Source organism: Legionella rubrilucens (assembly GCF_001468125.1).
In the GTDB taxonomy this organism is placed as follows: Bacteria; Pseudomonadota; Gammaproteobacteria; order Legionellales; family Legionellaceae; genus Legionella_C; species Legionella_C rubrilucens.
Map to the genome: position 1 here is coordinate 1 of NZ_LNYT01000004.1, position 25,514 is coordinate 25,514.

Consider the following 25,514-nt stretch of genomic DNA (forward strand, 5'->3'; position numbering starts at 1 on the left):
GCTTTAAAAACTTTGAAAATTATAGAACCAGAGTTAGAGTACTATGCTGTTGATTGAGTGCCCCCGTAATTGGGAAAGACCCAAAATTATAGAACCAGAGTTAAAGTACTATGCTGTTGATTGAGTGCCCCCGTAATTGGGAAAGACCCCACGATTTTGCCACAGTAAATGGGTTTTAAGGACACAAAAAAGAGGTAAGTGCTTGATTTTAAATGGCGCGCTCGGAGGGACTCGAACCCCCGACACCTTGGTTCGAAGCCAAGTACTCTATCCAGCTGAGCTACGAGCGCAAAGGGGAAACTGGTGGGCCGTATAGGATTCGAACCTATGACACAAAGGTTAAAAGCCTTCTGCTCTACCGACTGAGCTAACGGCCCGATACGGGTGTACGACAACTTTTATTTTGGGACTTTTGTCCACCAAAACTGGTGGGCCGTATAGGATTCGAACCTATGACACAAAGGTTAAAAGCCTTCTGCTCTACCGACTGAGCTAACGGCCCAAAGAGGCTGGAATAATACCTTATCAGGGTAAAATTTCAAGTGTTTTAGGTGGATTATTTTTTAAAAGGGCTTTGCCGGTGTGTAATTCATGATTGCTGGCTAAGACCGTCCACCCTTCTTCAATTAATTTCTTTTGTTGTTCAACCAAGGATTCGCTGGGTACAATGAGCAATAAAACATCCGCCCCCATGGCGCCGCAGCCCTTGGCCGCCAGGATTTGATTATTGGCTCTCAAGGTCTGCAGGTAATTGAGCGTATGGGGCGCCATTAAACGCAATTCCGTCAACTGCTGCTGGTAGTCATTCACGGCATGGAGCAATTTTTCGTCATCAGCCTCGATAAAGGCCTGGCGCGCCGTTTCAGCGATGTCCGATAGCCTGGCCGTCGACTGCGGCAAGGCCACGCGTTGCAAATGGTAATGCGTGGCCAGCTTCTGACCGCTGTGCAGCAACAAAAAAGACAGGCTTTTAAAAGGCCAATCGTAATTTTCAATCACGTCTTTCTGGCGATGGATGTAAACACAGCGATGCTGGGTTTGGGCCACCACATCATAACCACTGGGGCGAATCCCCTCCCCTCGCCAACTGGTCTGATAATAGGCTTCCAGTAACACCTGACGACTGGCTTTGACATGCAGCAGACCGCAACTGGCGAGGTAGGCCCCGATGAATTGGGCGCTCGAAGCGCCAAGGCCGCCTTTACCGGCATAGGGATCATACCAGAGAAGACTTTTTGCCGGGATGCGATGCGTCGCCCACCAGTGACCTGCCGGGGAATCCGGATGAATCCCCTCATGGCGATCCCCATCCACCAGGGTCATTTCAAAACAGGGAAACGTGGTTAACACCATGGCCGGACCGCCGGCGACGGCGGCGTATTCACCGACCAGAAAGGTTTTTGCCGGGATAGACCATTTCATATTAGCCCGCCGCCTGCCGGATTTCCGCCAGTAATTCGCAGGCATTATTCACACTGATTCGTTTATTAATACGAAGCCAGCTTTTTAATTTTTCTTTCAAAACCGGCATTTCCTTGTCGGTGGCACCGGCAACCAGCACCAGATTATCAATGTGCAGTTTCATATGCCCCTGAATAATCCCTTCCGTACAAAGTGCCCGTAAAGCACCGAGGTTTTGCGCCAAGCCGACGGCAGCAATAATACGGGATAAATGATTGGCTGATTCAATGCCCATCATGCGCAAACACATCTTTGCCGTAGGATGAAGGGCGGTTACGCCGCCTACAGTTCCTACCACAATGGGCGCCGTGAGCTGTCCGATCAACTGCCCCTGCTGGTAACGCCACTGCGAAATCGCCTGATAACGACCCGAACGGGTGGCATAGGCATGAACACCCGCCTCGACCGCCCGCCAGTCATTGCCCGTGGCAATCAATACGGGATCGATGCCATTCATTACGCCTTTGTTATGGGTAGCCGCCCGGTAAGGATCCGACTCTGCAAATAAGGAGGCTTCCTGCAGACGCTCGCCGAGTTCCGGATCAATGCCGTTGATCGTCACCCGGGCCGTCGTTAATTTCTGATCATTTAAATTGGACAGGATGCACATGGTTACCTGTTCACCGGTTAATCGTTCAAGCGGCGTTTTTAAATACTCAAGCACCTGATTGATAATATTGGCCCCCATGGCGTCGCAACTGTTCATGGTCAGGTGAATAATGGCCATGTCGCCGCCGTCTTCACGGGGTAAATGACGCAGTGCAAGATCAACCACGCCGCCGCCGCGCTTCACCATAGTCATGGCCACGTCTTCATTGGCCTTTTCAATGAGAAATTGCTTATTTTCCTCGAAGATGGCTGCAAGATGGGCAAAATTTTTCACTTTGGCAAACTGAATCTGACCCAGAATACATTCGCCTTCCACCCAGGTCTCAATCTCCCCGCATTGCCTTATCCACTTGGCTGTTTTCGACAGGGCGGCGATAATGGAGGTTTCTTCCACGGCGAGGGGAATCACGTAATCGCGCCCATCGATGCGGAAGTTGGTGGCCACGCCCAGCGGCAATTGAAAATAGCCAATCACGTTTTCAATCAATTTATCGGCGAGCAGGGTGTTCTGCACCCCCCCTTCACGGAGAAAATGAACATCTTCTTTGGTTAATGCACCGAGTTGGAGCAAGCGTTGAAATCGCTCTTCACGGTTTAACCGGGAGAAGCCCTGAAATAACTCATCAGCCAAATGGTTCATGGACATGCCTTCCCCTTTAAATCAGACAAATGTAAGCTACCCGTACAAAACATAGCGACTTTTAACTCGTATTCTATGGTGGTCATGCGTTCCACTACCTGCTCAACCCCCTTTAACGCCACCTCAAGCATGGGCTTGGCAAAGCCCACTGTCGAGGCGCCCAATGCAATTAGTCGGGCCGCGTCCAACCCATGGCGTACTCCGCCGGAACCCCACAGTTCATACTGAGGGTTAAGTGCCGCCGCCTGCTGAACGCTGGCGACAGTGGTAATGCCCCAATTGGCAAATGTTTTTGCAGCCTGTTGCCGTTCAGGCGAGTCCGACGCACGATGGCCCTCAATGCGCCCCCAGTGCGTACCGCCCAAACCGCTGACATCGACCGCGGCAATGCCCAGATTGTTCAGACGGCTCAAGGTGGAAGCTGAAAACCCGCAACCGGTTTCCTTGATGACGACGGGAATGGTTAAAGCGGTCACTACACGCTCAATGGCCTGCCAGCATCCTTTAAATTGCGGGGTGCCTTCCGGTTGAATGACTTCCTGCAAAGGATTGCAATGCACAATCAAAGCCCGTGCCCCAAGGGCTTCAGTCAACTGTTGAATGCGTTTAACCGGCGTATCAATCAGCTGAGCGATACCAATGTTGCTCATTAATGTGACCTGCGGGTAATCACGCCTCAACGGCAACCATTCAAAAGCCGCCTCATCATCCATCAATTCGCGGCGTTGTGATCCCACCCCCATTGCCCAGCCCTTGTCTGCACAGGCTGCGATCAGGCTGCGATTAATGCGGGCAGCGTCCTGATGTCCCGCAGTCATGGAACTGACCAGAAAAGGGGTGCGGACCGGTTCGCCAAACCGGATGCCGTGCAGGGAAATGTCGGCAAAATCAAGATCAGGAAGTGCGTCATGAACCAAATCAATGGTATCAAGATCATTCATTTCTTCAGTTTGGTTACACGGCATAAGGGCCAATTCAATATGGTCCTGCTTGCGTTTTTCAAATTGGCTGTAACGATTTTGCATGCTGGCTCACAACGCCACAGAAAATGGTAGCGATCTTATCACAATCGGCGGGTATCAACCATAAAACTACTAAACTAATCCTTGCTTTTGTTCAGCAGCGTGTAAATGTCATTTAAGCGGGTATTTAACCGGGTGAAAAAATGCATCAGATTAAAATAGCCCAACCCCTGATTGTCGAGATGAATAAAGCGCGTTGGCTCTTCTTCAATCGCCTTGGTCACCAGCTCAATCATATCACAGGGCGGCTTCATGGCGTCATGCGGTTCCTGCTTTAATTGTTTGATTAAGGTTTCAATATTATGCTGGGTCGTTTCCACCACTTGCCGGATACGCTGTTTGTCTTCCCTGCTTAAATAATTCATCAACCACTGGTACGCGTCGAGCACCCCGACAACGTATTGGGTGCAAATTGCCGTCTGGGTTAGCAGCACGCCAAAATCATGGCGGTTGATGTAATGAAACAACACTTCATAACGAATAGCGATGGCCTTTTTGCGAATGGCCTGAAAATCAGCAGCCAGAGGAAAACTGATAACGGGCAAGCTAAGCGGCGACTGATTGAGAAAGCCAAGGCTTAACGACGCCTTCATTTTTTCAAAATGGCCGATAAATAAGCCGGCAATGTCGGTTTTAACCGGTAAAAAAAAGCAGCCCACCAGCACGGCAATCAATGCGCCCAGGGCCGTATCCAGGATACGTTCCTCCAGTAAAACCAGATTCCAGGCGCCGATCATGGCAAACAAAAAGACAATGAAGCCAGTCAAGGCAAAGACAGCAAGCAGGTGGTAGATGGGGAAAAAAAACACGGTAAAAAACACAAAAATTAACAGGATCACTGGAATCATCGCACTTTCAGGCGGGAGTAGAAAATAAAGCATCGTGCCGGCCACGCCGCCTAAAATCGTCATGCTGACCCGCTCAAGCGAGCGTTTCACGCTTTCTCCCCAGGTCTGAGTAGTCAGCACCATGGCGGTCAAGGTGGTCCAGTATCCTCGCTCCAGATTCAGAGTCAGGCTGATTAACTCCGCAATGCTGATGGCAATGGCTGCCTGCCAGGCCATGCGTGTTGTTCCTCTAAGTTCCATTATTACCCCGTATCAATTCGCAGACATGCCGGTTAATCAGGGTAAAGCTTAATTTGAGATGCAAAAGGGCAATCACCAGCGTGGGATCGCGCAATGACAGTTCATTGAATTTTTCAGCCAGTGTATTGATGTCGACTTTGCTTGGGCTGCCCACTACCAGGAAATTACCTCGCATGCGCATTTTGAAAAATAAATGAGCAAATTGCTTGCTGATTTTACTTAAGCAGCAACGGCCAGCGCGTGACAGCGGGTACGCTTTGGCATGGAGGGCACGATAGGCCTCGAGCATCATCAGGTAAGCGTTAACCAGCACGTAGAGATGAATAAGGATATCATCCACCCTTTTCTGATCATCCAGATCGCAGTTTTCTTCAATGGTCTGATTGCTGTCGAGCAGGTGATGCAGATTGGTTTTAATTTTCGCAAAGGGCAGGGTTTCAAAATCCGTGGCCTTCACGCCAAGTAACAGGTAACGGCGCACATCCAGCATGCCCTGTCCCAGGGTTTTAAAAAGCTGATTGCTGTTGTTGATGAATAGACGCCGGTAATTTTGCGGAAACAGCAGCATCATGACCACGGCAGCAATTAACAAACCGGCCAATAACCCGTAAATGTGCAGCAGGGCCTGAGTCGTTGATTGAAAAGGCAGGATTGTGGCTACAAAGCAAAGCATCCAGGCAATCATCGGCGCCATGCTGGTTTGCAGGCCGAAACGCCGGGCATAGTTCACGGCAAATCCTAAAATCACGAGGACAACGGCAGTGAGTTCCTGCGAGTCGCGGCAAAGCAGCCCCACAATGAACAGGGCAAAATAAAGGCTGTCAAATAACAAGACCTGATAAAGACGGGACAGCCAGGTGGTCGCGACGATGCCCTGCATGGACATGCCGGCAGCAAAAGCCGCCATGACTTGAGTTAACTGGGTTTCATGACGCATAAACCACAACGCAATAAGAATGGCCACCAGTGTTTTAACGGCTTGCTTTAATTGAAAATAGCCTGGATCGAGACTCCAAAGCAGGGTTTGCCAACGTTTTAAATAAATCACGTAGTTTTTTGCGAACGCAAGGGATTTCGTATTATCCTAGGCTATTTCTCGTGTAAATGACAATTATGGCTAAACGAACGGCTGCGGCTGAGTTTGCTTTCAACAAGAAAAAAAAGGCGTTCTTCTGCAAAGGCCCCTGGTCTGTTCTCAAACTGGATGGGCTGGTTGACTCCTTTCATACCATTGAATTACCCAATGAGCCTCAGGTGACCGTCAGCGGAGCGGAATTGTCTCAGTTGGATAGCGCAGGGGCTCTGGCTTTGGTCCATTGCATCGCCATATTTAAAGCACGCGGCAAAGAAACCAAACTGGTTGGTTTTAATCCTGAACAACAATCCTTACTGGAACTGATTCAATCCAAGCATGATGCCATTGAATACAAAATTCCGCCGGTTAAACAGGAGAATATTCTTCATCGTATCGGAAAGGAAACCATCCATAAGCTCACTCAGGCCGATGGCTTTATCATCCTGCTAGGTGATTTAACCACTAAATTCTTTGAAGCCTGCGCACAATGGCGGCGTTTTCAATTGCCCAGTATCGCCTCCATCATCGATTCCGCGGGGATTCAGTCGCTGCCCATTGTCGGCCTGCTGTCTTTTTTGATAGGGGTGGTTTTGGCTTACCAGATGGGGTTGCAGCTTCAGACCTACGGTGCCAACATTTTTATCGCCTACCTGTCGGGCATGGCTATTTTTCGTGAGTTTGCTCCCTTAATCACCGCCATAATTGTTGCAGGACGCACCAGCTCGGCCTTTACTGCGCAAATCGGCAGCATGAAAATCAACGAGGAGGTTGATGCCCTGCTCACCATGGGCTTATCGCCGGTAGAACTGTTAGTCATGCCCAAAGTCATGGGACTTTTACTCATTTTCCCTTTACTGATTTTCTGGTCCGATATTTTCAGTATCATCGGTGCCATGATGATGTCGAAATCCATGCTCAATGTCGGTTACGTTGATTTTCTGGCACGCCTTAAAGACTCAGTGGGTCTTGATCAATTCATGCTCGGCCTCTATAAAGCGCCGGCGTTTGCTTTGATTGTTTCATTAGTCGGCTGCTTCCAGGGTTTTCTGGTCGAGGCCAATGCCGACAGTGTCGGCAGTCAGACCACCCGCAGCGTTGTGCAGGCTTTGTTTCTCATCATCATTGCCGATGCCATTTTCTCCGTGGTTTACAGCTGGATGGGTATTTAAATGGCCGAACCCATCATTGAAATTGAAGGATTAAAAAACTGCCTTGCCGGCCAGTGGGTGCATACTGATGTCAATTTAACCGTGGAAAAAGGGGAAATTTTAGCCATCATTGGCGGTAGCGGCAGCGGTAAGACCACGATCCTGCGCAGTTTACTGATGCTGCTTAAACCCACCGCGGGTTCGCTTAAAATTTTTGGCGAGGATTTATCAACGCTGGACAGCCGCCAGGCAGACGCTCTTCGCAGGCGTTGGGGCATGCTCTTTCAGCACAGCGCCCTTTTTTCAGCCATGACGGTACTGGAAAACATCACGTTTCCCATGCGGGAATTTACCGATCTTGAAAAAAATTTCATGGACGAACTGGCCATGCTTAAAATCGCCATGGTCGGCCTTCCCAAAGAGTCAGCCAGCAAATTTCCAGCTCAGTTAAGCGGCGGAATGCAACGACGGGCCGCGGCGGCGCGGGCCATTGCCATGGATCCCGAATTGTTGTTTCTCGATGAGCCGACAACAGGTCTTGATCCGCGAAGTGCAAGGCAGTTTGATGAATTGATCCGTTTTTTGCGGGATGCATTGAATCTCACCGTGGTGATGGTGAGCCATGATATCCAGTCGTTAAAAAGCATCACGGATCGGGTCGCATTTGTCGGAGAGGGGAAGATTTTATGCGTGGCGCCGATTGAAGAATTGCAGAAAAATCCTCATCCGCTGATTGCTGATTACTTCAGTAAACTCTAAACTGGTGGGATAGAACTACAGGAGCATCCTTTTGGAAGCGAAAACCAACTACACCATGGTCGGCTTAACCGTGCTGATCCTGACCGCGGCGCTGCTTGCAGCCGCTCTTTGGTTATCGGTTGGATTTGACCAGAAAAAATACACTATTTACGCCGTCTATATACACGAAGCCGTATCCGGTTTAAGTGAAGAATCACCGGTTAAATACAATGGAGTGCAGGTAGGTTACGTCCGAAAAATTGAATTAAACCGCCTCGACCCGCAACAGGTCAAAATCCTGCTGGACATTGAAGACGGTACCCCCATTACCACCAGCACCACGGCCACCTTGATTTCCCAGGGCATCACCGGCACCACTTATGTGGGCTTGTCAGCCACCTCGTCTGATCTGACGCCCTTAAAAAAAATTCCCAAAGAACCTTACCCTATTATTCCAGCGCGTCCGTCACTGTTTAATCAACTCGACAGCGTGCTTAAAGAAGTGTCTGAGAATATCAACAGCGTGAGTGTTGAGATTAAACGGATTTTCGATAAAAAAAATGCTGAAAGCCTGCATAACACCCTGGTTAACCTCGAAAAATTTACCGGCATTCTGGCTGACAATAAACAGCACATCGATCGCACCCTTGAAAATACCGACATCATGGTGGGCAACATTGCTCAGGTCAGTAAGGAATTGCCGCGCCTAAGCCAGGATCTGAAAATCAGCATCGCCCACATTACGCGGATGGCTGACAGCATTTCCACTGCTGGAGACAGGGTTTCTTCCGCCATGGATTCCGGTAAATCCACCATCGACAAGATCTCGCAGCAAACCATTCCGCCAGCCATTATTCTGTTAAGGCGTCTGAATACCATTGCCGCCAATCTCGAGCAAGTCAGCAACCAGATGCGGCAAAATCCATCGGTACTCATACGGGGCACCAAACCCTTAAAACCAGGTCCGGGAGAATAGACGTGAAAAAAGTGCTTATTGCTTCACTGATTCTGACCCTGCTTGGCGGGTGCTCCGTCAAGCAGCCGGTGACCAACCAGTACAAACTGGATGCTTACAGCCAGAAACAGTATGGACGTCCTGCGGGCCGCGTATCCATTCTGGTGACCGCACCGGAAGCTGTGTCAGGATACGACACATCGCAGATGGTTTATGTCAAAAAACCCTTTGAAGTCTTGCCTTTTGTTCACAATGCCTGGATAGAGCCGCCCGCTGACATGCTGTTCCCGCTCATTTCGCAAAGCCTGCAGCGCAGCGGCTATTTTTACGCTGTCGCCACAAGCCCCATCTCGGATAAAACCGATTACCGTCTCGATACGCAGTTAATCGAGCTTGAACAAAATTTCCTGACGTGCCCCAGCACCATGGCGTTCGTTGCCAAGGCTGTTCTTACCCGCATCAGCGACAACCAGGTCTTAGCTTCGCGCGATTTTCGCTTTAAAATCCCCTGTCCAGCCGATACACCTTACGGCGGTGTACTGGCCGCCAATCAGATCACCGTGCGGTTTACAGCCGAGCTGACAGAATTTATTGTCAGCCATATCCGCCATGATCGGCACAAATAACAAAAACCTGGCCTGATTTGCGTTTGTTGATGGCGAAATCGTTAAAACAATTGTACAATGACCCGCCATTGTGGCGCTTTAACTTATCTGTATATTACGAATAACAAGGAGAAAAGGATGAAAGGCAAATCGTTTCTAAAACTGGGTCTTGTTGCTGCTAGCATCGTCCTGCTCGCTGCCTGTGCGAAAAAAACACCGGGTAGCGCAGACATGATGGGTGATAGCGAAGCATCAGCTCACGGTTTGGGGCAATTTAGTCGATTTGCAGGTCAAGAACCTGGTGAATCCTACACGACCCAGGCACCTCATAACCAACTGTACCTGTTTGCTTATGATGACAGTACTTTCAATCCCAAATACATGGCTTCTCTTGATGCCCAGTCTGACTACCTGAAGTCCCATCCAGGCGCACGCATCCTGCTGGCCGGTCACACTGACGAACGCGGCAGCCGCGAGTACAACATTGCCCTGGGCGAGCGACGTGCCAACACCGTGGCAGAACTGATGCGTATGGCCGGTGTAAGCCGCAGCCAAATCCGTGTGGTCAGCTATGGTAAAGAGCGTCCAGCCAACTACGGTCATGACGAAGCCTCTCACCGTCAAAACCGACGTGTTGAGCTTACTTACGAGGCCACCCGATGATGAGCGCACATCAACGCTTGCTTGCACTGTTTTTCTGTTGCCTCCTGCCTCTGCATAGCCATGCAGAAGCACCCGTGGTGGATGACAGCGAAAACTTTGCAATTCTTGATGAACAACAGGCTGCCATGGAGCAGTCTGTTGCCAAAGCACAATTGGACATGGACGAAGAAATTCCTCTGGCTAAGGATGACAACCAGGGCAACGGCGACAATGCCGAACTCTTAGACAAAATTCAAGGCATGCAGCAGGAAATTCAGGAGTTGCGCGGTCAACTCGAAGTGCAGGCCCATGATTTAAAATTATTACAGCAACAACAATTGTCTTTTTATAAAGATTTGGATGCCCGGTTGAGAAACAATCCCGCCGTGGCCAAATCAGCCCAGGCTTCCACTCCGGCAGCACCCACTGAATTATCCATGGGCAGCGCGACACCGGCGGTTAAAACACCCGCACCGGCTCCAACGCCGGCAGCAACACCCGCCCCCCAGCCAACACCCACGCCTATTGCAGCCGCCGTTCCCGGCAAAAGCAACCCTGCTGATGAGCAAATCAGTTACCTTGCCGCTTACGAACTGGTTAAAAACAAACGTTTTGATGACGCATTAATCGCCATGAAAAATTTTGTGACCAATTACCCTCAGGGAGGTTACACCGCCAACGCACATTATTGGTTAGGCGAACTGCACATGGTCAAGAAAAATTACCCGGAAGCGATCGAGCACTTTGACGTGGTACTGAAACAGTTCCCCACGTCCAGCAAGGCCGCCGCCTGCAGCTTGAAAATAGGTTATGCGCTCGCGGCTTCCGGCAAACCTGCTGAAGCAAAAAAGCGTTTACAGCAGGTTATCAGCAATTACCCTGACACCCCCACAGCCCAATTGGCTGCGGCAAAATTAAAATCGCTTAATGCCTCATGACCCGTGCAGCCAGTCAATTACGAATTACGGAAATATTTCACTCATTACAGGGCGAATCCACCACGGTAGGCCTTCCTACCGTGTTTATTCGTTTAACCGGCTGTCCACTGCGTTGCCAGTATTGTGATACGGCTTATGCGTTTTCGGGCGGGGAATTAAAGCCCATCACTGCCATTGTTGATGAAATCAGCCGTTTTCGCTGCCGTTATGTCTGTGTCACTGGCGGCGAACCCCTGGCCCAACCCGGCTGCATTCCTCTGCTGACCAATCTCTGCGATGCAGGTTACCAGGTTTCCTTAGAAACCAGCGGCGCCCGAGACATTGCAGAGGTAGACCCCCGGGTCATGGTGGTTATGGATCTTAAGACGCCCGACTCCAACGAGTGCGATAAAAATCGCTTTGATAATATTCCTTACCTCAAAGCCACCGATCAAATCAAATTTGTTATCTGCAGCCGGGAAGATTATCTTTGGGCGTGCGAAATCATCAAAAAATACCAGTTGATTGAGAAGGTACAGATTCTTTTTTCACCGAGTTGGAATCAAATGAATCCCACCACCCTGGCCGATTGGATAATACAGGATCAATTGCCTGTCCGTTTCCAGATTCAATTGCATAAAATTTTATGGAATGACGCCAAAGGCCACTAAGCGAAGGAGACTACCAATGCCCTGGTTTGCCCAAGCCCCAGCAAACATTGCCCTGATTAAGTACATGGGAAAACAGGATGAGGGAAACAATATTCCTGATAATCCATCCCTGTCTTATACGCTGAATAACCTCATCACCAGTGTACAACTGGAACAACATCACGGCAAAGAGGACGTTTGGGAACCGTTGCAAGTCCCCGGTCAAAAACCGTTCAGTCTTTCTCAACTGGCGCAGCAGCGTTACTTAAAACACCTCGCCTTTCTAAAGGAGAGCTTTCACTACGAGGGCGCGTTTCGGGTGCGTTCGTCAAATAATTTTCCCCATGGCAGCGGCCTTGCCAGTTCAGCTTCCAGTTTTGCAGCCCTCACCTTATGCGCAGTGAAAGCCTTAAGTGAATTAAGCGGCAAACCGCTGCCGCCAGTGGAAGAACAGGCAAAACTGAGTCGTGTAGGCTCCGGTTCTTCCTGCCGCTCCTTTTTTTCACCCTGGGCCATTTGGGAGGGGGAGGCCGTGAAGGGGATTGCTTTACCCTACCAGGAGTTGATTCACCAGGTTGTGATTATCAGTCATGCCGAAAAAGAGGTGCCCTCAAGCCAGGCCCACCGTAAGATAAAAAGCAGCCCTTTCTATCCTGGCCGCAGTCAGCGCGCTTCTGATAACTTAAATGCCTTATTGAACGCCTTTCAGGCTAAAGACTGGAAAAGCGCTTATGAAATCTGTTGGCGGGAATTTCAAGACATGCACCGCCTGTTTTCAACCTGCGAAAAGCCCTTTACCTACATGACTGAAAAAGGGAATAAAATCCTTAACGAATTGCAGGACTTCTGGCAGCGCGAGGGTGACGGCCCGCTGGTGACCATGGATGCAGGGCCTAACATCCATTTGCTCTACCGTGTCGATCAGGCCGATATGGCCAGGCAATTCAAGCAGGATCATTTAGCAGGACATTACGATGTATTATGATTTTGAGACAGCAACCCATGGTAAATGGATTCTCGCTGGTGAACATGCCGTCTTACGCGGCAAAGGCGCCTTGGTCTTCCCAATCAAGGAAAAAAAACTGACCTTGCGATACACCCCTTCCCTCTCAAAATTAAGTGCGGACAGCGAAGGCAGCAGCGGCGCCGAAATGCGGATGTTGTTCTGGAGTGTTCTCGAGCAAGGCCATCAACTGCTTGGGACGTCGCTTCATCAACTAACCGGGCATTTTCACTTGGACAGCAACATTCCTATTGGCGTCGGAATGGGCGCTTCTGCGGTTCTGTGCGTGGCCATGGCGCGTTGGTTTGCTGCTCAACAATTAATTCCATCAAAGGAAATTGCCAGTTTTGCCCGGCAATTGGAAAATTTATTTCATGGCCAAAGCAGCGGGCTGGACATTGCGGGCGTGGCAGCCAATAAGCCTGTTTTTTTTCAAAATGGTCAGGTTGAACCCGTTCAACAAAAGTGGCAGCCTCATTGGTATTTATCGTCCTGCGGCCAAATTGGCATTACCTCGCATTGCATTCAACAGGTGAACGCCCTTTGGGCCAAAGATAAAAAGCAGGCCCAACGGATTGATGATTTAATGGAAAAGGCCGTGCATGACGCTCGACAGGCGCTTGGCCGCATCGATGACAACGCATTGCCCTTACTGGCTGAGGCAATCCGTCTGGGGGGGGAATGCTTTAAACAATGGGGATTGGTCAGTGAAACGCTGCACCAGCACATGACCATGCTCTATGATCATGGGGCGCTCGCTGTTAAACCGACTGGCTCAGGCAGTGGCGGGTATGTCTTAAGTTTATGGCAGGCACCACCTGTTTCTGTACCCGTTGAACTGATAAATGTTTAAAATTTTTTCAAACATCTTGAGTACAAATCAACCACAGGTTACCATCGTCATCAATTCATCCCGGCTCAGATGATTAACTGACCCTATCCGATAAGGAATTCTTATGTTTGAATGGCTTACCGCCTATTTTTCTGGACCGAACAAACGACACGGCACGCTGAATACTGTTCCTGACAAATCGATTGCCGCATCATTAGAAAAAAAAATCTCAGAAAAACAAGACTATCCCCCCACCGGTGACACTGCCTCAACCGACGTATTACCGGCACAGCCTCAATCAAAAAAGCAACCGAATTCCTATGTTTTTATATGGCGTAAGACCAGGAATGGGCCAGGACATGCCGCAATTCAGATTGGTGGTTCAGAACCCAAACTCCATACCGATGATGAGGGCGATTACGGCAGCATCCATCCCCAAAATTTTCCATCCATGGGTCCACTGGCTGTCCTGCCGCTTAAAGCCGATACAGCGGAATCCTTGACCCAGGATATGCTATTGGAAGCCTGTGCTGATCAAAAAACGGTTACAAACGACATGGAGCCACCACCGCTTCTCACACAGGCAGACAGAACACCCAAACAACCGGATTTGACATTTGAAATTAATCATCTTGATACCAACGCCATGCAGCAACGGCTTCAGAAGGTCAAAGCAGACATTGCTGAAGGCCACCTGCGTTACCAATTGCTGCCCGGGCTTGATTTAGCCCGATTTTTTCGGGATTCACCTCATTTCATCAGTCACGATCCCATCGAAATTCATTTACACATGGAAAAACGGCGGCAATTGCCTGTCCCGCCGTCGACGGTAACCAATTGCAGCACCCTGGTCGCTGATGTTTTAAATGCCGGTGGAGCTGACATTCAAACCAATAAGCCCTGGGGAATTACGCCTGACGGACTCGCGGACGAGCTTCATCATTCAGGCGCCAAATTGAACTGAAAGCCAGGCCATTCACCTGTTAACAGACGGGTGAATGGCCAATCATTACAGGCTGGAGGAGGAGGGCTTGAATGAACTTGGGAAATCCGAAGACGACTCAGCGGTTGACGTTGCACTGTCGAAGAAGCGGCCAGTGAACTCCTTTTTATCCATGCGGGTAAAACCGGTATTTTCCAACCTGGGTGTATAAAAGGAAGGCACTAACGTCTCGGGCACTTCCACACCGGCACCACGCAACACTTCTCCCACAGTGGAAGTGCAGTTATGAACCTCAACCGGTTCGACAACATGGGAATGATTCGGGTAAACAACAATACCGCACATATCTTCCGGGGGATGTACGCCTAAATGCTCCTGGTAATGCCTTATGGTTTTGTGAGCACTTTTATGCGCCTCAAACACTCTGGAAGTCATGGTGGCAAGCGGATTGAATTTTCCAAACACACCATACATTGTATGACCTTTGGAGGTATTCTGTTCAATCTGTTGCTGAGTGGCCTTAGCCTCTTTATAGGCTGTTTCATCCACGGGTTTTAACAGCACATGATCGGATTCATCCAAATCCTGTTCATGTGTTCTTGCCAACATCGCCCGCACCGGAACAGAACCAAAAAGCATGCCGTTAATCAACGAGCCGACGGGACCCGGATAAATACTGGTGTGCGTGACTTTGGTTTCGCCATCCGCTTTTTTCTTCACTGTACAGACGGAGGCATGGCCAGGACCTTCTTTGGTGTCCTTAATAAACACGCCGATAAAATGTTGATTATCACTCGTTTCTTCTGATTTAGTCTGCATACTACCTCTCCGCGCCCTCCGGCCTTGGCTTTAAAGGACCGGAACGCCCTTTACCAAAGTCGCTATTTTATTGCCTGAATATTATGTAAACCTTAAGGAAAGGCGACACATGCGCATTTAATTGGCAAATTATTATTGATTGCTACACAGACAGCTTCATACCACGGGCTTGATTTAGGTTTTATCTCGTTATGAATTTAGGTAAAATCAACTTATTCTTTGTGATAAGACAATTGATATGAACAGGAATAATCGGAAAAAAAACAAGCATGCGATTTTTTCTGTAGCGTTGCTTTTAGCGGCTCTGTCTTTGGCAGGATGTCTGGATCTGGCGACCACCCGAAGCACCATTGCAGGGAAATCCAATGAGAGCCCCCAGGCAGCAAGCGTGTATGTCATGCGGGGCGGTCTGGGCGGTATCTTTAGTACCGGCATGAATCAACTGCAGGCTAATCTTGAAAAGAACCATCATATTAAAACGGAAAGCACAGTCTGGTTTCGATCCAGTGAATTAGGCAGAAGCATCGTGCGGCAATACCGCGCCGGCCATTTACATCCCCCTATTATCTTGGTCGGCCACTCCTTGGGCGCCAATGACCAGATTAAAGTAGCCCGTATCTTAAATGCCGCCAATATTCCAGTCGCTTTGTTGATTACCGTCGATGCCGTATCGCCCCTCGCTGTACCGCCCAACGTCAAGCATGTGATTAATCTCTACAAACCGTCTTTTGTTCCCATGTTTAGCGGTCTTCGCGTCAAGGCGCTCGATCCTCAGTATACCCAGGTGGATAATATGAACGTCACCACGTTGAAAAACGTCGGCGTTAACCATTTTACTATTGAGAAAAACAAAGAAATCCAACAGCTCATGCTGAATAATATTCTGGCTGTCGTGCACAAGTCTCAAAAGACGCGGCAGCACTAAAATTTTAAACTGAACTAAGTATTTTATGAAACCAGGTAATGATTCACCCAGTATTTGTGTGGTGGGCGCAGGCCCAAGCGGTATTACAACAGCTAAAAATTTACTCGAGCAGGGATTAACCAATTTTCAGGTTTTTGAAAAAAATGCACGTCTCGGAGGCAACTGGGTCTTTGATGAAAATAACCAGCATTCCAGTGTTTATGAAACCACGCACATCATCAGCTCCAAATACCTGTCCCAGTTCGAAGACTTCCCAATGCTGCCCGGCTACCCGGAGTACCCCTCTCATCAGCAAATTCTGACCTACTTTGAAAAATATGCTGAACATTTTGGGATTGGTCAATACATCGCCTTTAACACTACCGTTGAACAAATACAGTTGCGACAGGATAAAAAATGGCAGGTCATTTATCGCAATCAGGATGGATTGCATGAGCGCGAGTTTGACTACCTCCTGATTGCCAATGGCCACCATTGGGATCCCCGCATGCCGGAATACCCCGGGCGCTTTAGCGGCGAGATCCTTCATGCCCATCATTATAAAAAAGCGGCGCCCTTTAAAGACAAACGGGTCCTGGTTGTCGGCGGCGGCAATTCCGCCTGTGATATTGCCGTAGAAATCTCACGCCTGTCCCCCAAAACCTGCATCAGCATGCGCCGGGGTCAACATATTTTCCCGAAATTCATCTTTGGTAAACCGACGGATATTGCCTTTAACAAAATTCGCTGGATGCCCGATTGGCCCAAACAGCTTCTGGCTGCCGGTGTTATCCGCATCCTGCAGGGCCGCTACCCGAAATACAAATTACAAAAGCCGCATTGCAGACCGCTGGCCATTCACCCCACCATCAATTCTGAGTTGCTCTATTTTATTCGTCACGGCAAGATTTTTCCGAAGCCAGGCATTGCCCGTTTTGAAGGCAACACCGTGCATTTTGTGGATGGCCGTCAGGATGAGTTTGATGTCATCATTTTTGCCACAGGCTATCAAATCAGTTTTCCTTTTTTTGATAAGGATTTTCTTGATTACAGTCAACTCACTCACATTCCGCTTTATCGCAAAATGATGCATGCCACATGGGACAATCTTTATTTTATTGGCTTGTTTCAGCCGCAGGGGTGCATCTGGCCACTGGCTGATTACCAGGCTAAAATTGCGGCCAAAATCATTGCCGGTGCATTGCCCCGTCCCACCGATCTGAGTGCTAAAATCAGCCAGGAAATCAAAGCGTCCCGCTCCCGTTTCAAAACCAGTGTGCGTCATGCGTTGGAAGTGGATTATCAGAAATTTCGCAGGCAACTGAAACGCGAATTAAAAAAAGCAAAATGAGGCCTGGGGGGAATAACGGGATAATCCGCCTCTCCTCGGTGTGCACGGTCACACAGAGGGGGGGCAACATGCGTCATAGGTTGATGTGTCCAATCCTGCATGAGGATACTTAAAATGTCCACACCGACGAATTACTCTACAAACTGATAGTACACTTCATCATTTTTAATCATGCCCAGTTCATACCGAGCCTGCTCTTCCAGAGCCTGTTCACCACTTTTGAGCTCGAGTATGTCGGCTTCAATGGCGTGATTGCGTGCAGCCAGCTTTTTATTTTCCTTTTGCTGTTCGATTATCTTTTGCTCAAGTTGTCGCCACTGTAAAACACTGCCATCGCCCAGCCACAATTTGTATTGCAGGCCGATGAGTGCAAGTATCAAAATGACCACAATGGATCGCATGGATTAGCCAGAAAGAATTATTTTCTTAATTATACACGCGCAAGTGACCGTTTGGCGAGAATTTGTACCTTTTTGATGGATTGAGCCCAACAGGTTGCCTAAGTTTTTGATTTTTAATTTGTTCCCTGGTTTCGGCTGCCGTTAATTCTGGCAGCCAGAACACCAAACCAGTCTTAGCCTCTTGCCAGGGCCGTTTTACCGGCATAGGGTAATTTTGCCAACTCATCAATTCTCAATAACTGATTGTATTTCGCAACTCGATCCGTACGGCATAAGGAACCGGTTTTAATTTGGCCGCATCCAGTGGCGACAGCCAAATCAGCAATAAAGGTATCTTCCGTTTCACCGGAGCGATGCGACATGATGCAGCGATACTGATTCGTCTGCGCCAGACGAATCGCTTCACGCGTCTCGGTTAACGTGCCGATTTGATTGAGTTTGATTAAAATGGCATTGGCCAATTTCTGGTTAATCCCCTGCTGCAGGATGGCCGGGTTTGTGACGAACAAATCATCGCCAACCAATTGGATTCTCTCGCCTAATGCAGCGGTTAAACGCTGCCACCCTGCCCAATCACTTTCGTCAAGGCCGTCTTCGATACTGACAATGGGGTAGCTATTCACCAACTCCTGGTAATAGGCAATCAATCCATCACTATCCAGTTGCTGATGATCCGAGGCGAGATGATACACTTCATTGGTGTAAAGTTCGGACGCGGCGACATCCAGAGCAAACACCATGTCGCGGCCTAATTTAAATCCGGCCGTTTCTACGGCCTGCGATAACACATCAAGCGCCTGACGATTTGATTTTAAATCGGGAGCAAAACCGCCCTCATCGCCAACAGCCGTGTTTAAGCCCAGCTTTTTGAGAACCGATTTCAATACATGGAAGGTTTCTGTGCCCATTTGCAATGCCGTAGTAAAATCAGGCGCACCCACCGGCATAATCATGAACTCCTGAATGTCAACGTTATTGTCGGCATGCGCCCCGCCATTAAGTACATTCATCATGGGTACCGGCATGGTCATCATTTCACCTTCGTTCAGGGCGACAAACAAAGGTTGCTGCCTGGCTTTGGCATAGGCACGCGCACACGCCAAAGACACGGCTAAAATAGCATTGGCACCGAGGCGGGACTTATTCTCTGTGCCATCGAGTTGGCAGAGTTGTTGATCAATGGCTTCCTGCCTGTCCACTGACATGCCCTTCAAGGCCTGGTTAATTTCCTGATTAATATGGCCCACCGCACGCCGCACGCCTTTGCCCAGGTAACGATTCGGCTCGCCATCCCGTAATTCGCAGGCTTCACGGCTGCCGGTTGAGGCGCCAGAGGGAACACAGGCTCTGCCCATGAGTCCATTGTCAAGATATACATCGGCTTCAACGGTGGGATTTCCCCGTGAATCAAGAATTTCACGGCCCGAAATACTGGCAATTTGCATCATCATCCTCTTGCTGTCTGCTCATTAGGAGAATCATTGTTTTGCCATTGGTTACTCTTGTCAAGTTAACAGGCTAAAAAACGTGTTATCTACGTTGATATTTCCTGTGAGGAGCAATAAAAATCATCACAACCCAGGCAATAAAGCTCAGTATCGTACTCCACAGGGCCGCCGTATAAAGCGCTCTTAGCCCCGGATTGGCCTTTTTTACAATGATAAACTGCGATAAATAGATGGTTTCACAGGCCCCATTGCCAGTATCGTCGCGGCTGACACTGGTTCCGCGTTTAAAGCGCGTGTCTTGATTGGCATACTCAGCCAGCACGCCGCGCAGACGAATCTGATCACCGACTTCGGCCTGCATCAATGTTCTTTTAATGGCCAGATTATCCGTAAGCAAATGATTATTGGACAAGGCATTGCCTTTAAACATTTCCCCGGTCTGGCGATCTGACCAGGACACCCAGCAGGTCCAGCTGTCGCTGTTGAAATGCACTTTTTTATAAACCCCGGTACGGACATTGTCGCCCCACACCACGCAAAGATCGCGAAGGTTAATAAAATCCTGCCAGCGTTTATGATGCCAGATATCGCCAAAACCATCCGAATTGTTATAAGACACCACCACCCCATTCAATTGGTATTCATACTGCGGACGAATAACATAATGCTGATGATTGACGGTCAGAGTAAATGCTTTCTGGCTGGTCGGTTCCTGCAATGGCGGCGACAGCGTTGTCATATCATAATAACCAGGATCGGGTAATCGGTCTTTTAAAAAATAAGTTACCGTTAACACCAGCAGGCTTAGTAAAAACAGCATTCGGCAATACTTTTCTGTGGTTGGTGAAATCAAAATAACCCCTGGCTATTCCTTGTTAATTCCCGAACTTTTCTTTGAGAGGATTTTAACCTTGATATAGAGTGTTGAATTTTGCGCAAAAGGGGTGCCTGCGCGAATGACTTCCGTTCCCGGCTCCGCCGGAGCGCTGCCCTGCGCACTGGCTAAGGCCACCCATTGGTCAAGGGGAACCAGCATGGTCGTTTCCACTTTCTGTTCATGAAACACCTGGTTGCTCATATTACTGGTCTGCTCTCGAACGCGCTTGATGAGTATTTTTACTTTGTTGCCCTGCAGAATCGGTTCAATGAGTAACCCGCTCTGCACCAGCCGGCGATCGAAACTGACGCCTGTCCATAATCCCAAACCCACTGAACGGATTACCGGCTGATTTTCACCCGTACTGACAAAGGCCGATTCACCGTTCATCACCGTAATGGATTGACGGCGGCGCTGGTTGATTTGGGAGGGGGTACTGATGGTGATGGTGTCGCTGTCCTGCGTGGATAACCAGTCAGGGTCGCCCTGAAAAACGGTGATTTCAAACACCACAGGCGGCGTATCCAGTTTATGAAGTACCGCCCGAAGCGTAGTCAGAGTGTCCGGCGACACCTTGACAATCAGCGTCTGTTTTGTCCCGGTGACCTGCTCTCCTTCCTTCAGGAGCGGTTTAATCAAGGGAATTACTTCAGCGGCATTCTGATAATGCAGCTCAATCACCTTGGTTATCATTGGCTCTGCAAAAACGCTGCCGACAACCAGAGAGAACAACAGATACCATTTTTTCATGATGTCCACTCCTGTGAGATATTATTAGTGTAGCAGTACAAACGCCTGAATCGCGCGAATTTTGCAGTAATGGTTTAGTTCTTACAAAAGTTTCGCTATAATCAGCCCAACTCTTCCAGCATGCATAATGACTATGGGTAGCATATTTAATATGTTTGGGCCTTCTCCAATCCGCCCTATCGAACAGCACATGCGAAAAACCTATCATTGTGCCAAGCAGCTGCACCCTTTTTTTGAGGCGGTGCTCAAACTGGACTGGCCTGCCGCTGCAGCCATCAAAGAGAAAATTTCCCAAATTGAGAAAGAAGCCGATTTAATCAAACGCGACCTGCGTCTGCATTTGCCCACTGGCCTTTTTCTTCCTGTATCCCGTACCGATCTTCTTGAACTTCTCAGTGCCCAGGATCGCATTGCCAACCGCACTGAGGACATTGCCGGGCTTATCGTCAGCCGGCAGATGGTGATTCCTGAAGCCCTTTCTTCCGTCTTCATGCCTTTTCTGGAGCGATGCCTTGATGCCGCCAAACAAGCCTGCAAAGCCATCAATGAACTTGATGAATTGCTGGAAAGCGGTTTTCGCGGCAGCGAGGTCAAAATTGTTGAGGAAATGATTGTCACCCTTGATGAAATTGAACACGACAGCGACGAAAAGCTTGCTGACATCCGGCACCGTATTTTTGAGTTGGAAAAAGAACTGCCCGCTCTCGAGATTATCTTTCTCTATAAGCTGGTTCAATGGATTGGTGACTTGGCAGATTATGCTCAAACAGTCGGCGGCCGTTTACAGATTTTAATTGCCCGGTAATTTTGTCTATGGATTATTCTATTTATCTGTTATTTGCTGCGCTTGCGCTTTGTTTTTTAATGAATTGGGGCGTCGGCGCAAATGATCTCGCCAATGTCATGAGTACAACCATGGGTTCCAAAGCGGTTACCGTCCGCCAGGCCATGTTCATTGCCATTGTGTTTGAGTTCGCCGGTGCTTTTCTGGGCGGCAGCGGAGTGACAGAAACCATGCGTGACGGCATCATTACCAGCAGCGAGTTATCCAGCCAGCCCTTAATTTTGATTGAAGGCATGCTGGGTGTCTTACTGGCCTGTACAGTATGGATGAATCTGGCCAGCTACCTTGGCGTTCCCGTATCAATTACCAATGCCCTGGTAGGTTCCATGGTAGGATTCGGTGCCGTGGTCCTTGGTCCTGAAGCCATTCAATGGAGTCAGGTTTACCATATCGCCATTGGCTGGGTTACATCGCCTCTGATTGCCGGTATTACCGCATACACCCTGTTTATCAGCATTCAGCAAACCATTTTTGTCAAATCCGACCCTTTGGAGAAAGCCAAACTTTATATCCCCATTTACCTGTTTTTAGTTGGATCGGTCCTGTCGTTCATTACCGTCTTTAAAGGCTTAAACCATTTTGATATCCATTTGAATTTAAAGCAGGATTTGGCAGTCACGCTGGCGACCAGCATCACCATCACCATCATTGGGGTTCTTTTTATTAAACGCATCCCCGAAATGCCGCGAATTCGCCGCCGCGAACGTTTCATTCAGGTGGAGAAATATTTTGCCGTGCTCATGGCCTTAACCGCTTGCGCCATGGTCTTTGCTCACGGCTCCAATGACGTGGCACTGGCTGTCGGACCGCTGACTATTGTTCATAGCCTGGTCATGCATCCGGATAATTCGTTTGCGACGACCAATTACCCGGCCTGGATCATTTTTCTGGGTTGTTTTGGCGTCGTAACCGGATTTCTCATGTATGGACGCCGTGTCATTGAAACAGTAGGCAGTTCCATTACCGCACTGACACCCAGCCGCGCGTTCGCTGCGACATTGGCTGCCGCGACAACGGTCGTCGTCGCGACCAGTACGGGAATCCCGGTCTCTGCAACTCAGACGCTGGTGGGCGCCGTATTAGGCGTCGGGTTGGCACGCGGTATTGGCGCATTAAATTTGATCGTGATTCGTAATATTTTTATGTCCTGGGTACTGACTCTGCCGGCTGCGTCACTGTTGACGATCTTGGCTTACAAGCTGTTGCACTTGCTGATTGGTTAATGCCGCTCTCAGTCACTAAACAACCCGGCTGTCGCCAGGACATCCGGGCTATCGCTAGAAATCACGCCAGATTTCGCTTTCTAACTCAGGCAGATTGGGATTATCACGCAGGGCATTGATGCGTTCGTATTTTTTTATTTCCTTCAATTGTGAAGCTGACTTTTCATGATCGGCATCAAATTGATGTAAAAATTTGTCGATTGGGCTGACATAGGCTTTATCAAGGTCATGTTTATTCATAATGAATCCTACAAAATTTAGCGAATCATTTTAGCGGTTTTTATGGTAAGTTACCATTGATTATAGATTAACTCAGGGATTATCAGTATGACCATTAAAAAAGCCGAGTTGCATGTTCATCTGGAAGGAACCATCAGGCCTCAATTGGCGCAAAAACTAGCCAAGCGCAACCAGTTGCAATTACCGACCGGCCTCATTAATGCCAATGGCACCAGTTACAACTACGGCGACTTCATGGATTTCTTAAAAGCCTATGACCAGATTGCCGCCCTTATTGCCTCTCCCGAGGATTACTATGACGTAACCTTTGAATACCTCAAAGAAAGTGCCTTGGGCGGCAGCATTTATACCGAAATGATGTATTCGCCCGATCACGCGGAAATGGTCAGCGGCATTCCATCCAGTGAACACCTGAAAGCCATTCAGCAAGCCATTGACGATGCCGAACAGCAACACGGCATTGTCGGGCGTATCCTTATCACGGCCGTGCGTCATTTCGGCGAAGAAGCTGCCGTGAGGGTGGCAAAACAGGGCATTAAAGAAGACTTACCCTGCATCGTGGGTTTTGGCCTCGGCGGTGATGAAATCAACTATCCTCCGAAACGCTTTGCCGAAGCTTATCAGATTGCAGTCGATGGCGGCCTTCAGGCCACGGTGCATGCCGGAGAATTTGCCTCGGCGGATGGCATGAATGAGGCCATGGATTATTTGCCGATTAAACGCATTGGCCATGGCGTGCAGAGCATTCATTCGCCTGAAACCATCGCACGCCTCAAAGACAACCAGATTGCGCTTGAAATCTGCCCATCCAGCAATGTGCGGCTTGGCCTCTTTAAGGATATCCCCAATCACCCCATACGCCGTCTTAAGGATGCCGGATTGATGTTAAGCATCAATTCCGATGATCCGCCCTTTTTTAATACCAACCTGGCCAATGAGTACGAGCGTGTACAGCAGACCTTCCATTACTCGGATAACGACATGCTTCATTTTACACGCATGGCCCTTGAAACCGCCTTCGTTGATGAGGCGACGCGCAAAAGACTCTTGCAGCATTTGAATTAGAAGTTCGGAGAAAGAGAGCTTGGTAAACTGATTTGGCTGTTCCTGTAAAGGCAGGAACAGCCTGATAACATGAACATGTTGATATTGGCAGTATTAACGCGCTGAAGCTGAATCGCTTATGCCCTGGCGGGCATAAGGCTTAGGCAGACACTTCTTCCATGTATTGACGCAGTTTTTTCATGGCATTTTTTTCCAGCTGACGCACGCGTTCAGCGGAAACGCCGTATTTGTCAGCGAGATCATGCAGGGTGACTTTGTCATCGGCTAACCAGCGTTGCTGTAGAATGTCCTGGCTGCGCTCATCCAGGCAGTCGAGCGCCTGGAATAACTGATCGCGTCCCTGAACCCCACTGCGCTCCTGTTCAATCAGCAGAGCCGGATCATTACTGCTGTCATGCAGATAATGCACGGGGGCTTTAAACGCCTCATCGTCCTCGTCATTGGCTGAAGCGTCATAAGACGCATCCATGGCATTCAAGCGCTGTTCCATCATCACCACGTCTTCGCGGCTGACACCCAGATCATTGGCCACCGCATCAATTTCCTCGCTGTTAAACCAGCCGAGGCGTTTTTTCATTTGTCTTAAATTAAAGAACAGCTTGCGTTGTGCTTTGGTGGTCGCGATTTTCACGATGCGCCAGTTACGCAACACGTATTCATGGATTTCCGCTTTAATCCAGTGAACGGCAAACGAGACCAAACGGACTCCCATTTTGGGGTCAAACCGCTTGACGGCTTTCATTAAGCCAATATTACCTTCCTGAATTAAGTCGTTTAAGGGTAAACCGTAACCCAGATAGCCTCGGGCTACCCGAACGACATAGCGTAAATGTGCCAGCACGAGCTGACGGGCGCTCTCAATGTCGCCTTCGCTATGGTATTTTTCAGCATAGTTCAATTCTTCTTCAGCAGAAAGCATCGGAATCTGATTGACCCGATAAATGTACGCATCAATACTGCCTATAGGCAAATTTAACGATGCCAATTGCAGTTGTTGACTCATAGGGTACTTCCTCCAGTTATCAAAACCATAACAGGGTTAATGAACTGTCTGTCGGTTTCCTTACAGACAGCCTTATTATACACGAATTTAAACGGTTATTGAATTTAACCCATCAATTAAGTATAGATTGTTTTTTGTACAATTCAAATACTTTTAATAGATTAAACTTTGCTAGTATCTGTTGATGCGGGTTAATCTCACTGCCACTTCCATTGACGCAATAACTTAAAAACCATTATAGAACCATCAAATGACTAGAAA

Annotated in this window: 27 protein-coding genes and 3 tRNA genes; 15 read left to right on the plus strand and 15 right to left on the minus strand. The window is 48.8% G+C overall.

The features are described from left to right. Positions 1-213: 213 nt before the first annotated feature. The 8 genes from Lrub_RS01290 to Lrub_RS01325 form a co-directional block, all read right to left on the minus strand. A tRNA-Arg gene (locus Lrub_RS01290) sits at positions 214-290 on the minus strand. Between the two features lie 11 nt (positions 291-301). Continuing rightward, positions 302-377 (minus strand) — tRNA-Lys (locus tag Lrub_RS01295). A 49-nt stretch (positions 378-426) separates the two neighbouring features. Further along, positions 427-502, minus strand: a tRNA-Lys gene (locus Lrub_RS01300). A gap of 23 nt (positions 503-525) precedes the next feature. After that, positions 526-1,422 carry a mevalonate kinase family protein gene (locus tag Lrub_RS01305; RefSeq protein WP_058530401.1) on the minus strand — a complete coding sequence of 299 codons (897 nt, stop codon included), beginning with the start codon at positions 1,420-1,422 and terminating at the stop codon, positions 526-528. A 1-nt stretch (position 1,423) separates the two neighbouring features. Further along, positions 1,424-2,716, minus strand: a complete 1,293-nt coding sequence (locus tag Lrub_RS01310) for a hydroxymethylglutaryl-CoA reductase, degradative (RefSeq protein WP_058530402.1) — start codon at positions 2,714-2,716, stop codon at positions 1,424-1,426. After that, positions 2,707-3,735 (minus strand): type 2 isopentenyl-diphosphate Delta-isomerase, encoded by a 1,029-nt coding sequence (fni, locus tag Lrub_RS01315; protein WP_058530403.1) that lies wholly within the window; start codon positions 3,733-3,735, stop codon positions 2,707-2,709. Before fni ends, Lrub_RS01310 begins: the two co-directional genes overlap by 10 nt. A 74-nt stretch (positions 3,736-3,809) precedes the next feature. Continuing rightward, positions 3,810-4,820 carry an FUSC family protein gene (locus tag Lrub_RS01320; RefSeq protein WP_082651404.1) on the minus strand — a complete coding sequence of 337 codons (1,011 nt, stop codon included), beginning with the start codon at positions 4,818-4,820 and terminating at the stop codon, positions 3,810-3,812. Then, positions 4,810-5,868 carry a hypothetical protein gene (locus Lrub_RS01325; protein WP_058530405.1) on the minus strand — a complete coding sequence of 353 codons (1,059 nt, stop codon included), beginning with the start codon at positions 5,866-5,868 and terminating at the stop codon, positions 4,810-4,812. Before Lrub_RS01325 ends, Lrub_RS01320 begins: the two co-directional genes overlap by 11 nt. Positions 5,869-5,933: 65 nt before the next feature. Between Lrub_RS01325 and Lrub_RS01330 the strand changes: the two genes are divergently transcribed. The 10 genes from Lrub_RS01330 (at position 5,934) to Lrub_RS01375 (ending at position 14,349) form a co-directional block, all read left to right on the plus strand. Continuing rightward, complete coding sequence (locus tag Lrub_RS01330) at positions 5,934-7,064, plus strand: ABC transporter permease (RefSeq protein WP_058530406.1); 1,131 nt, start codon at positions 5,934-5,936, stop codon at positions 7,062-7,064. Then, the gene (locus Lrub_RS01335) at positions 7,065-7,802 is read left to right on the plus strand and encodes an ABC transporter ATP-binding protein (RefSeq protein WP_058530407.1); all 738 of its coding nucleotides are present in this window, start codon (positions 7,065-7,067) and stop codon (positions 7,800-7,802) included. Positions 7,803-7,833: 31 nt separating this feature from the next. Next, positions 7,834-8,757, plus strand: a complete 924-nt coding sequence (locus Lrub_RS01340) for an MlaD family protein (protein WP_065235694.1) — start codon at positions 7,834-7,836, stop codon at positions 8,755-8,757. 2 nt (positions 8,758-8,759) lie between these two features. Further along, positions 8,760-9,362 (plus strand): ABC-type transport auxiliary lipoprotein family protein, encoded by a 603-nt coding sequence (locus Lrub_RS01345; protein ID WP_058530408.1) that lies wholly within the window; start codon positions 8,760-8,762, stop codon positions 9,360-9,362. A gap of 117 nt (positions 9,363-9,479) precedes the next feature. Further along, positions 9,480-10,004 (plus strand): peptidoglycan-associated lipoprotein Pal, encoded by a 525-nt coding sequence (gene pal, locus Lrub_RS01350; RefSeq protein WP_058530409.1) that lies wholly within the window; start codon positions 9,480-9,482, stop codon positions 10,002-10,004. Next, the gene (gene ybgF, locus Lrub_RS01355; protein ID WP_058530410.1) at positions 10,001-10,921 is read left to right on the plus strand and encodes a tol-pal system protein YbgF; all 921 of its coding nucleotides are present in this window, start codon (positions 10,001-10,003) and stop codon (positions 10,919-10,921) included. Before pal ends, ybgF begins: the two co-directional genes overlap by 4 nt. Then, positions 10,918-11,571 carry a 7-carboxy-7-deazaguanine synthase QueE gene (gene queE, locus Lrub_RS01360; protein ID WP_058530411.1) on the plus strand — a complete coding sequence of 218 codons (654 nt, stop codon included), beginning with the start codon at positions 10,918-10,920 and terminating at the stop codon, positions 11,569-11,571. Before ybgF ends, queE begins: the two co-directional genes overlap by 4 nt. A 16-nt stretch (positions 11,572-11,587) precedes the next feature. After that, positions 11,588-12,535 carry a diphosphomevalonate decarboxylase gene (locus tag Lrub_RS01365; protein ID WP_058530412.1) on the plus strand — a complete coding sequence of 316 codons (948 nt, stop codon included), beginning with the start codon at positions 11,588-11,590 and terminating at the stop codon, positions 12,533-12,535. Beyond that, positions 12,525-13,406 (plus strand): mevalonate kinase family protein, encoded by an 882-nt coding sequence (locus Lrub_RS01370; RefSeq protein ID WP_058530413.1) that lies wholly within the window; start codon positions 12,525-12,527, stop codon positions 13,404-13,406. Before Lrub_RS01365 ends, Lrub_RS01370 begins: the two co-directional genes overlap by 11 nt. A gap of 103 nt (positions 13,407-13,509) precedes the next feature. Further along, entirely contained in the window at positions 13,510-14,349 is an 840-nt protein-coding gene (locus tag Lrub_RS01375; RefSeq protein WP_058530414.1) for a hypothetical protein, read from the plus strand. Between the two features lie 45 nt (positions 14,350-14,394). On the opposite strand, the gene Lrub_RS01380 is transcribed toward Lrub_RS01375, so the two are convergent. Next, positions 14,395-15,147 carry a hypothetical protein gene (locus tag Lrub_RS01380; protein WP_058530415.1) on the minus strand — a complete coding sequence of 251 codons (753 nt, stop codon included), beginning with the start codon at positions 15,145-15,147 and terminating at the stop codon, positions 14,395-14,397. 238 nt (positions 15,148-15,385) lie between these two features. On the opposite strand from Lrub_RS01380, the gene Lrub_RS01385 reads away from it, so the two are divergent. Both Lrub_RS01385 and Lrub_RS01390 read left to right on the plus strand, forming a co-directional pair. Next, complete coding sequence (locus tag Lrub_RS01385) at positions 15,386-16,072, plus strand: hypothetical protein (RefSeq protein WP_058530416.1); 687 nt, start codon at positions 15,386-15,388, stop codon at positions 16,070-16,072. A gap of 25 nt (positions 16,073-16,097) precedes the next feature. After that, the gene (locus Lrub_RS01390; RefSeq protein ID WP_058530417.1) at positions 16,098-17,402 is read left to right on the plus strand and encodes a flavin-containing monooxygenase; all 1,305 of its coding nucleotides are present in this window, start codon (positions 16,098-16,100) and stop codon (positions 17,400-17,402) included. Between the two features lie 131 nt (positions 17,403-17,533). Here Lrub_RS01390 and ftsB read toward each other — a convergent pair whose 3' ends face one another. The 4 genes from ftsB to Lrub_RS01410 form a co-directional block, all read right to left on the minus strand. Further along, complete coding sequence (gene ftsB, locus Lrub_RS01395; protein ID WP_058530418.1) at positions 17,534-17,803, minus strand: cell division protein FtsB; 270 nt, start codon at positions 17,801-17,803, stop codon at positions 17,534-17,536. A 173-nt stretch (positions 17,804-17,976) separates the two neighbouring features. After that, positions 17,977-19,254, minus strand: coding sequence for a phosphopyruvate hydratase (gene eno, locus Lrub_RS01400; RefSeq protein ID WP_475001222.1), 1,278 nt, complete (start codon positions 19,252-19,254; stop codon positions 17,977-17,979). A gap of 79 nt (positions 19,255-19,333) precedes the next feature. After that, positions 19,334-20,071, minus strand: coding sequence for a hypothetical protein (locus tag Lrub_RS01405; RefSeq protein WP_058530420.1), 738 nt, complete (start codon positions 20,069-20,071; stop codon positions 19,334-19,336). 45 nt (positions 20,072-20,116) lie between these two features. After that, positions 20,117-20,878 carry a type II/III secretion system protein gene (locus Lrub_RS01410; protein ID WP_133134154.1) on the minus strand — a complete coding sequence of 254 codons (762 nt, stop codon included), beginning with the start codon at positions 20,876-20,878 and terminating at the stop codon, positions 20,117-20,119. Between the two features lie 133 nt (positions 20,879-21,011). On the opposite strand from Lrub_RS01410, the gene Lrub_RS01415 reads away from it, so the two are divergent. Next, positions 21,012-21,683: a TIGR00153 family protein gene (locus tag Lrub_RS01415; RefSeq protein WP_058530421.1), complete on the plus strand. Its 672-nt coding sequence runs from the start codon at positions 21,012-21,014 to the stop codon at positions 21,681-21,683. A gap of 8 nt (positions 21,684-21,691) precedes the next feature. Beyond that, positions 21,692-22,945, plus strand: coding sequence for an inorganic phosphate transporter (locus Lrub_RS01420; protein ID WP_058530422.1), 1,254 nt, complete (start codon positions 21,692-21,694; stop codon positions 22,943-22,945). 54 nt (positions 22,946-22,999) lie between these two features. Here the strand turns inward: Lrub_RS01420 and Lrub_RS01425 are convergent, their stop codons facing one another. Beyond that, positions 23,000-23,185 carry a CBU_0585 family protein gene (locus Lrub_RS01425; RefSeq protein ID WP_058530423.1) on the minus strand — a complete coding sequence of 62 codons (186 nt, stop codon included), beginning with the start codon at positions 23,183-23,185 and terminating at the stop codon, positions 23,000-23,002. An 87-nt stretch (positions 23,186-23,272) separates the two neighbouring features. Here Lrub_RS01425 and Lrub_RS01430 point away from each other — a divergent pair, with 87 nt between their 5' ends. Further along, positions 23,273-24,250 carry an adenosine deaminase gene (locus Lrub_RS01430; protein WP_058530424.1) on the plus strand — a complete coding sequence of 326 codons (978 nt, stop codon included), beginning with the start codon at positions 23,273-23,275 and terminating at the stop codon, positions 24,248-24,250. Between the two features lie 139 nt (positions 24,251-24,389). Here the strand turns inward: Lrub_RS01430 and rpoH are convergent, their stop codons facing one another. Next, positions 24,390-25,253, minus strand: a complete 864-nt coding sequence (gene rpoH / locus Lrub_RS01435; RefSeq protein ID WP_058530425.1) for an RNA polymerase sigma factor RpoH — start codon at positions 25,251-25,253, stop codon at positions 24,390-24,392. Positions 25,254-25,514 lie beyond the last annotated feature (261 nt).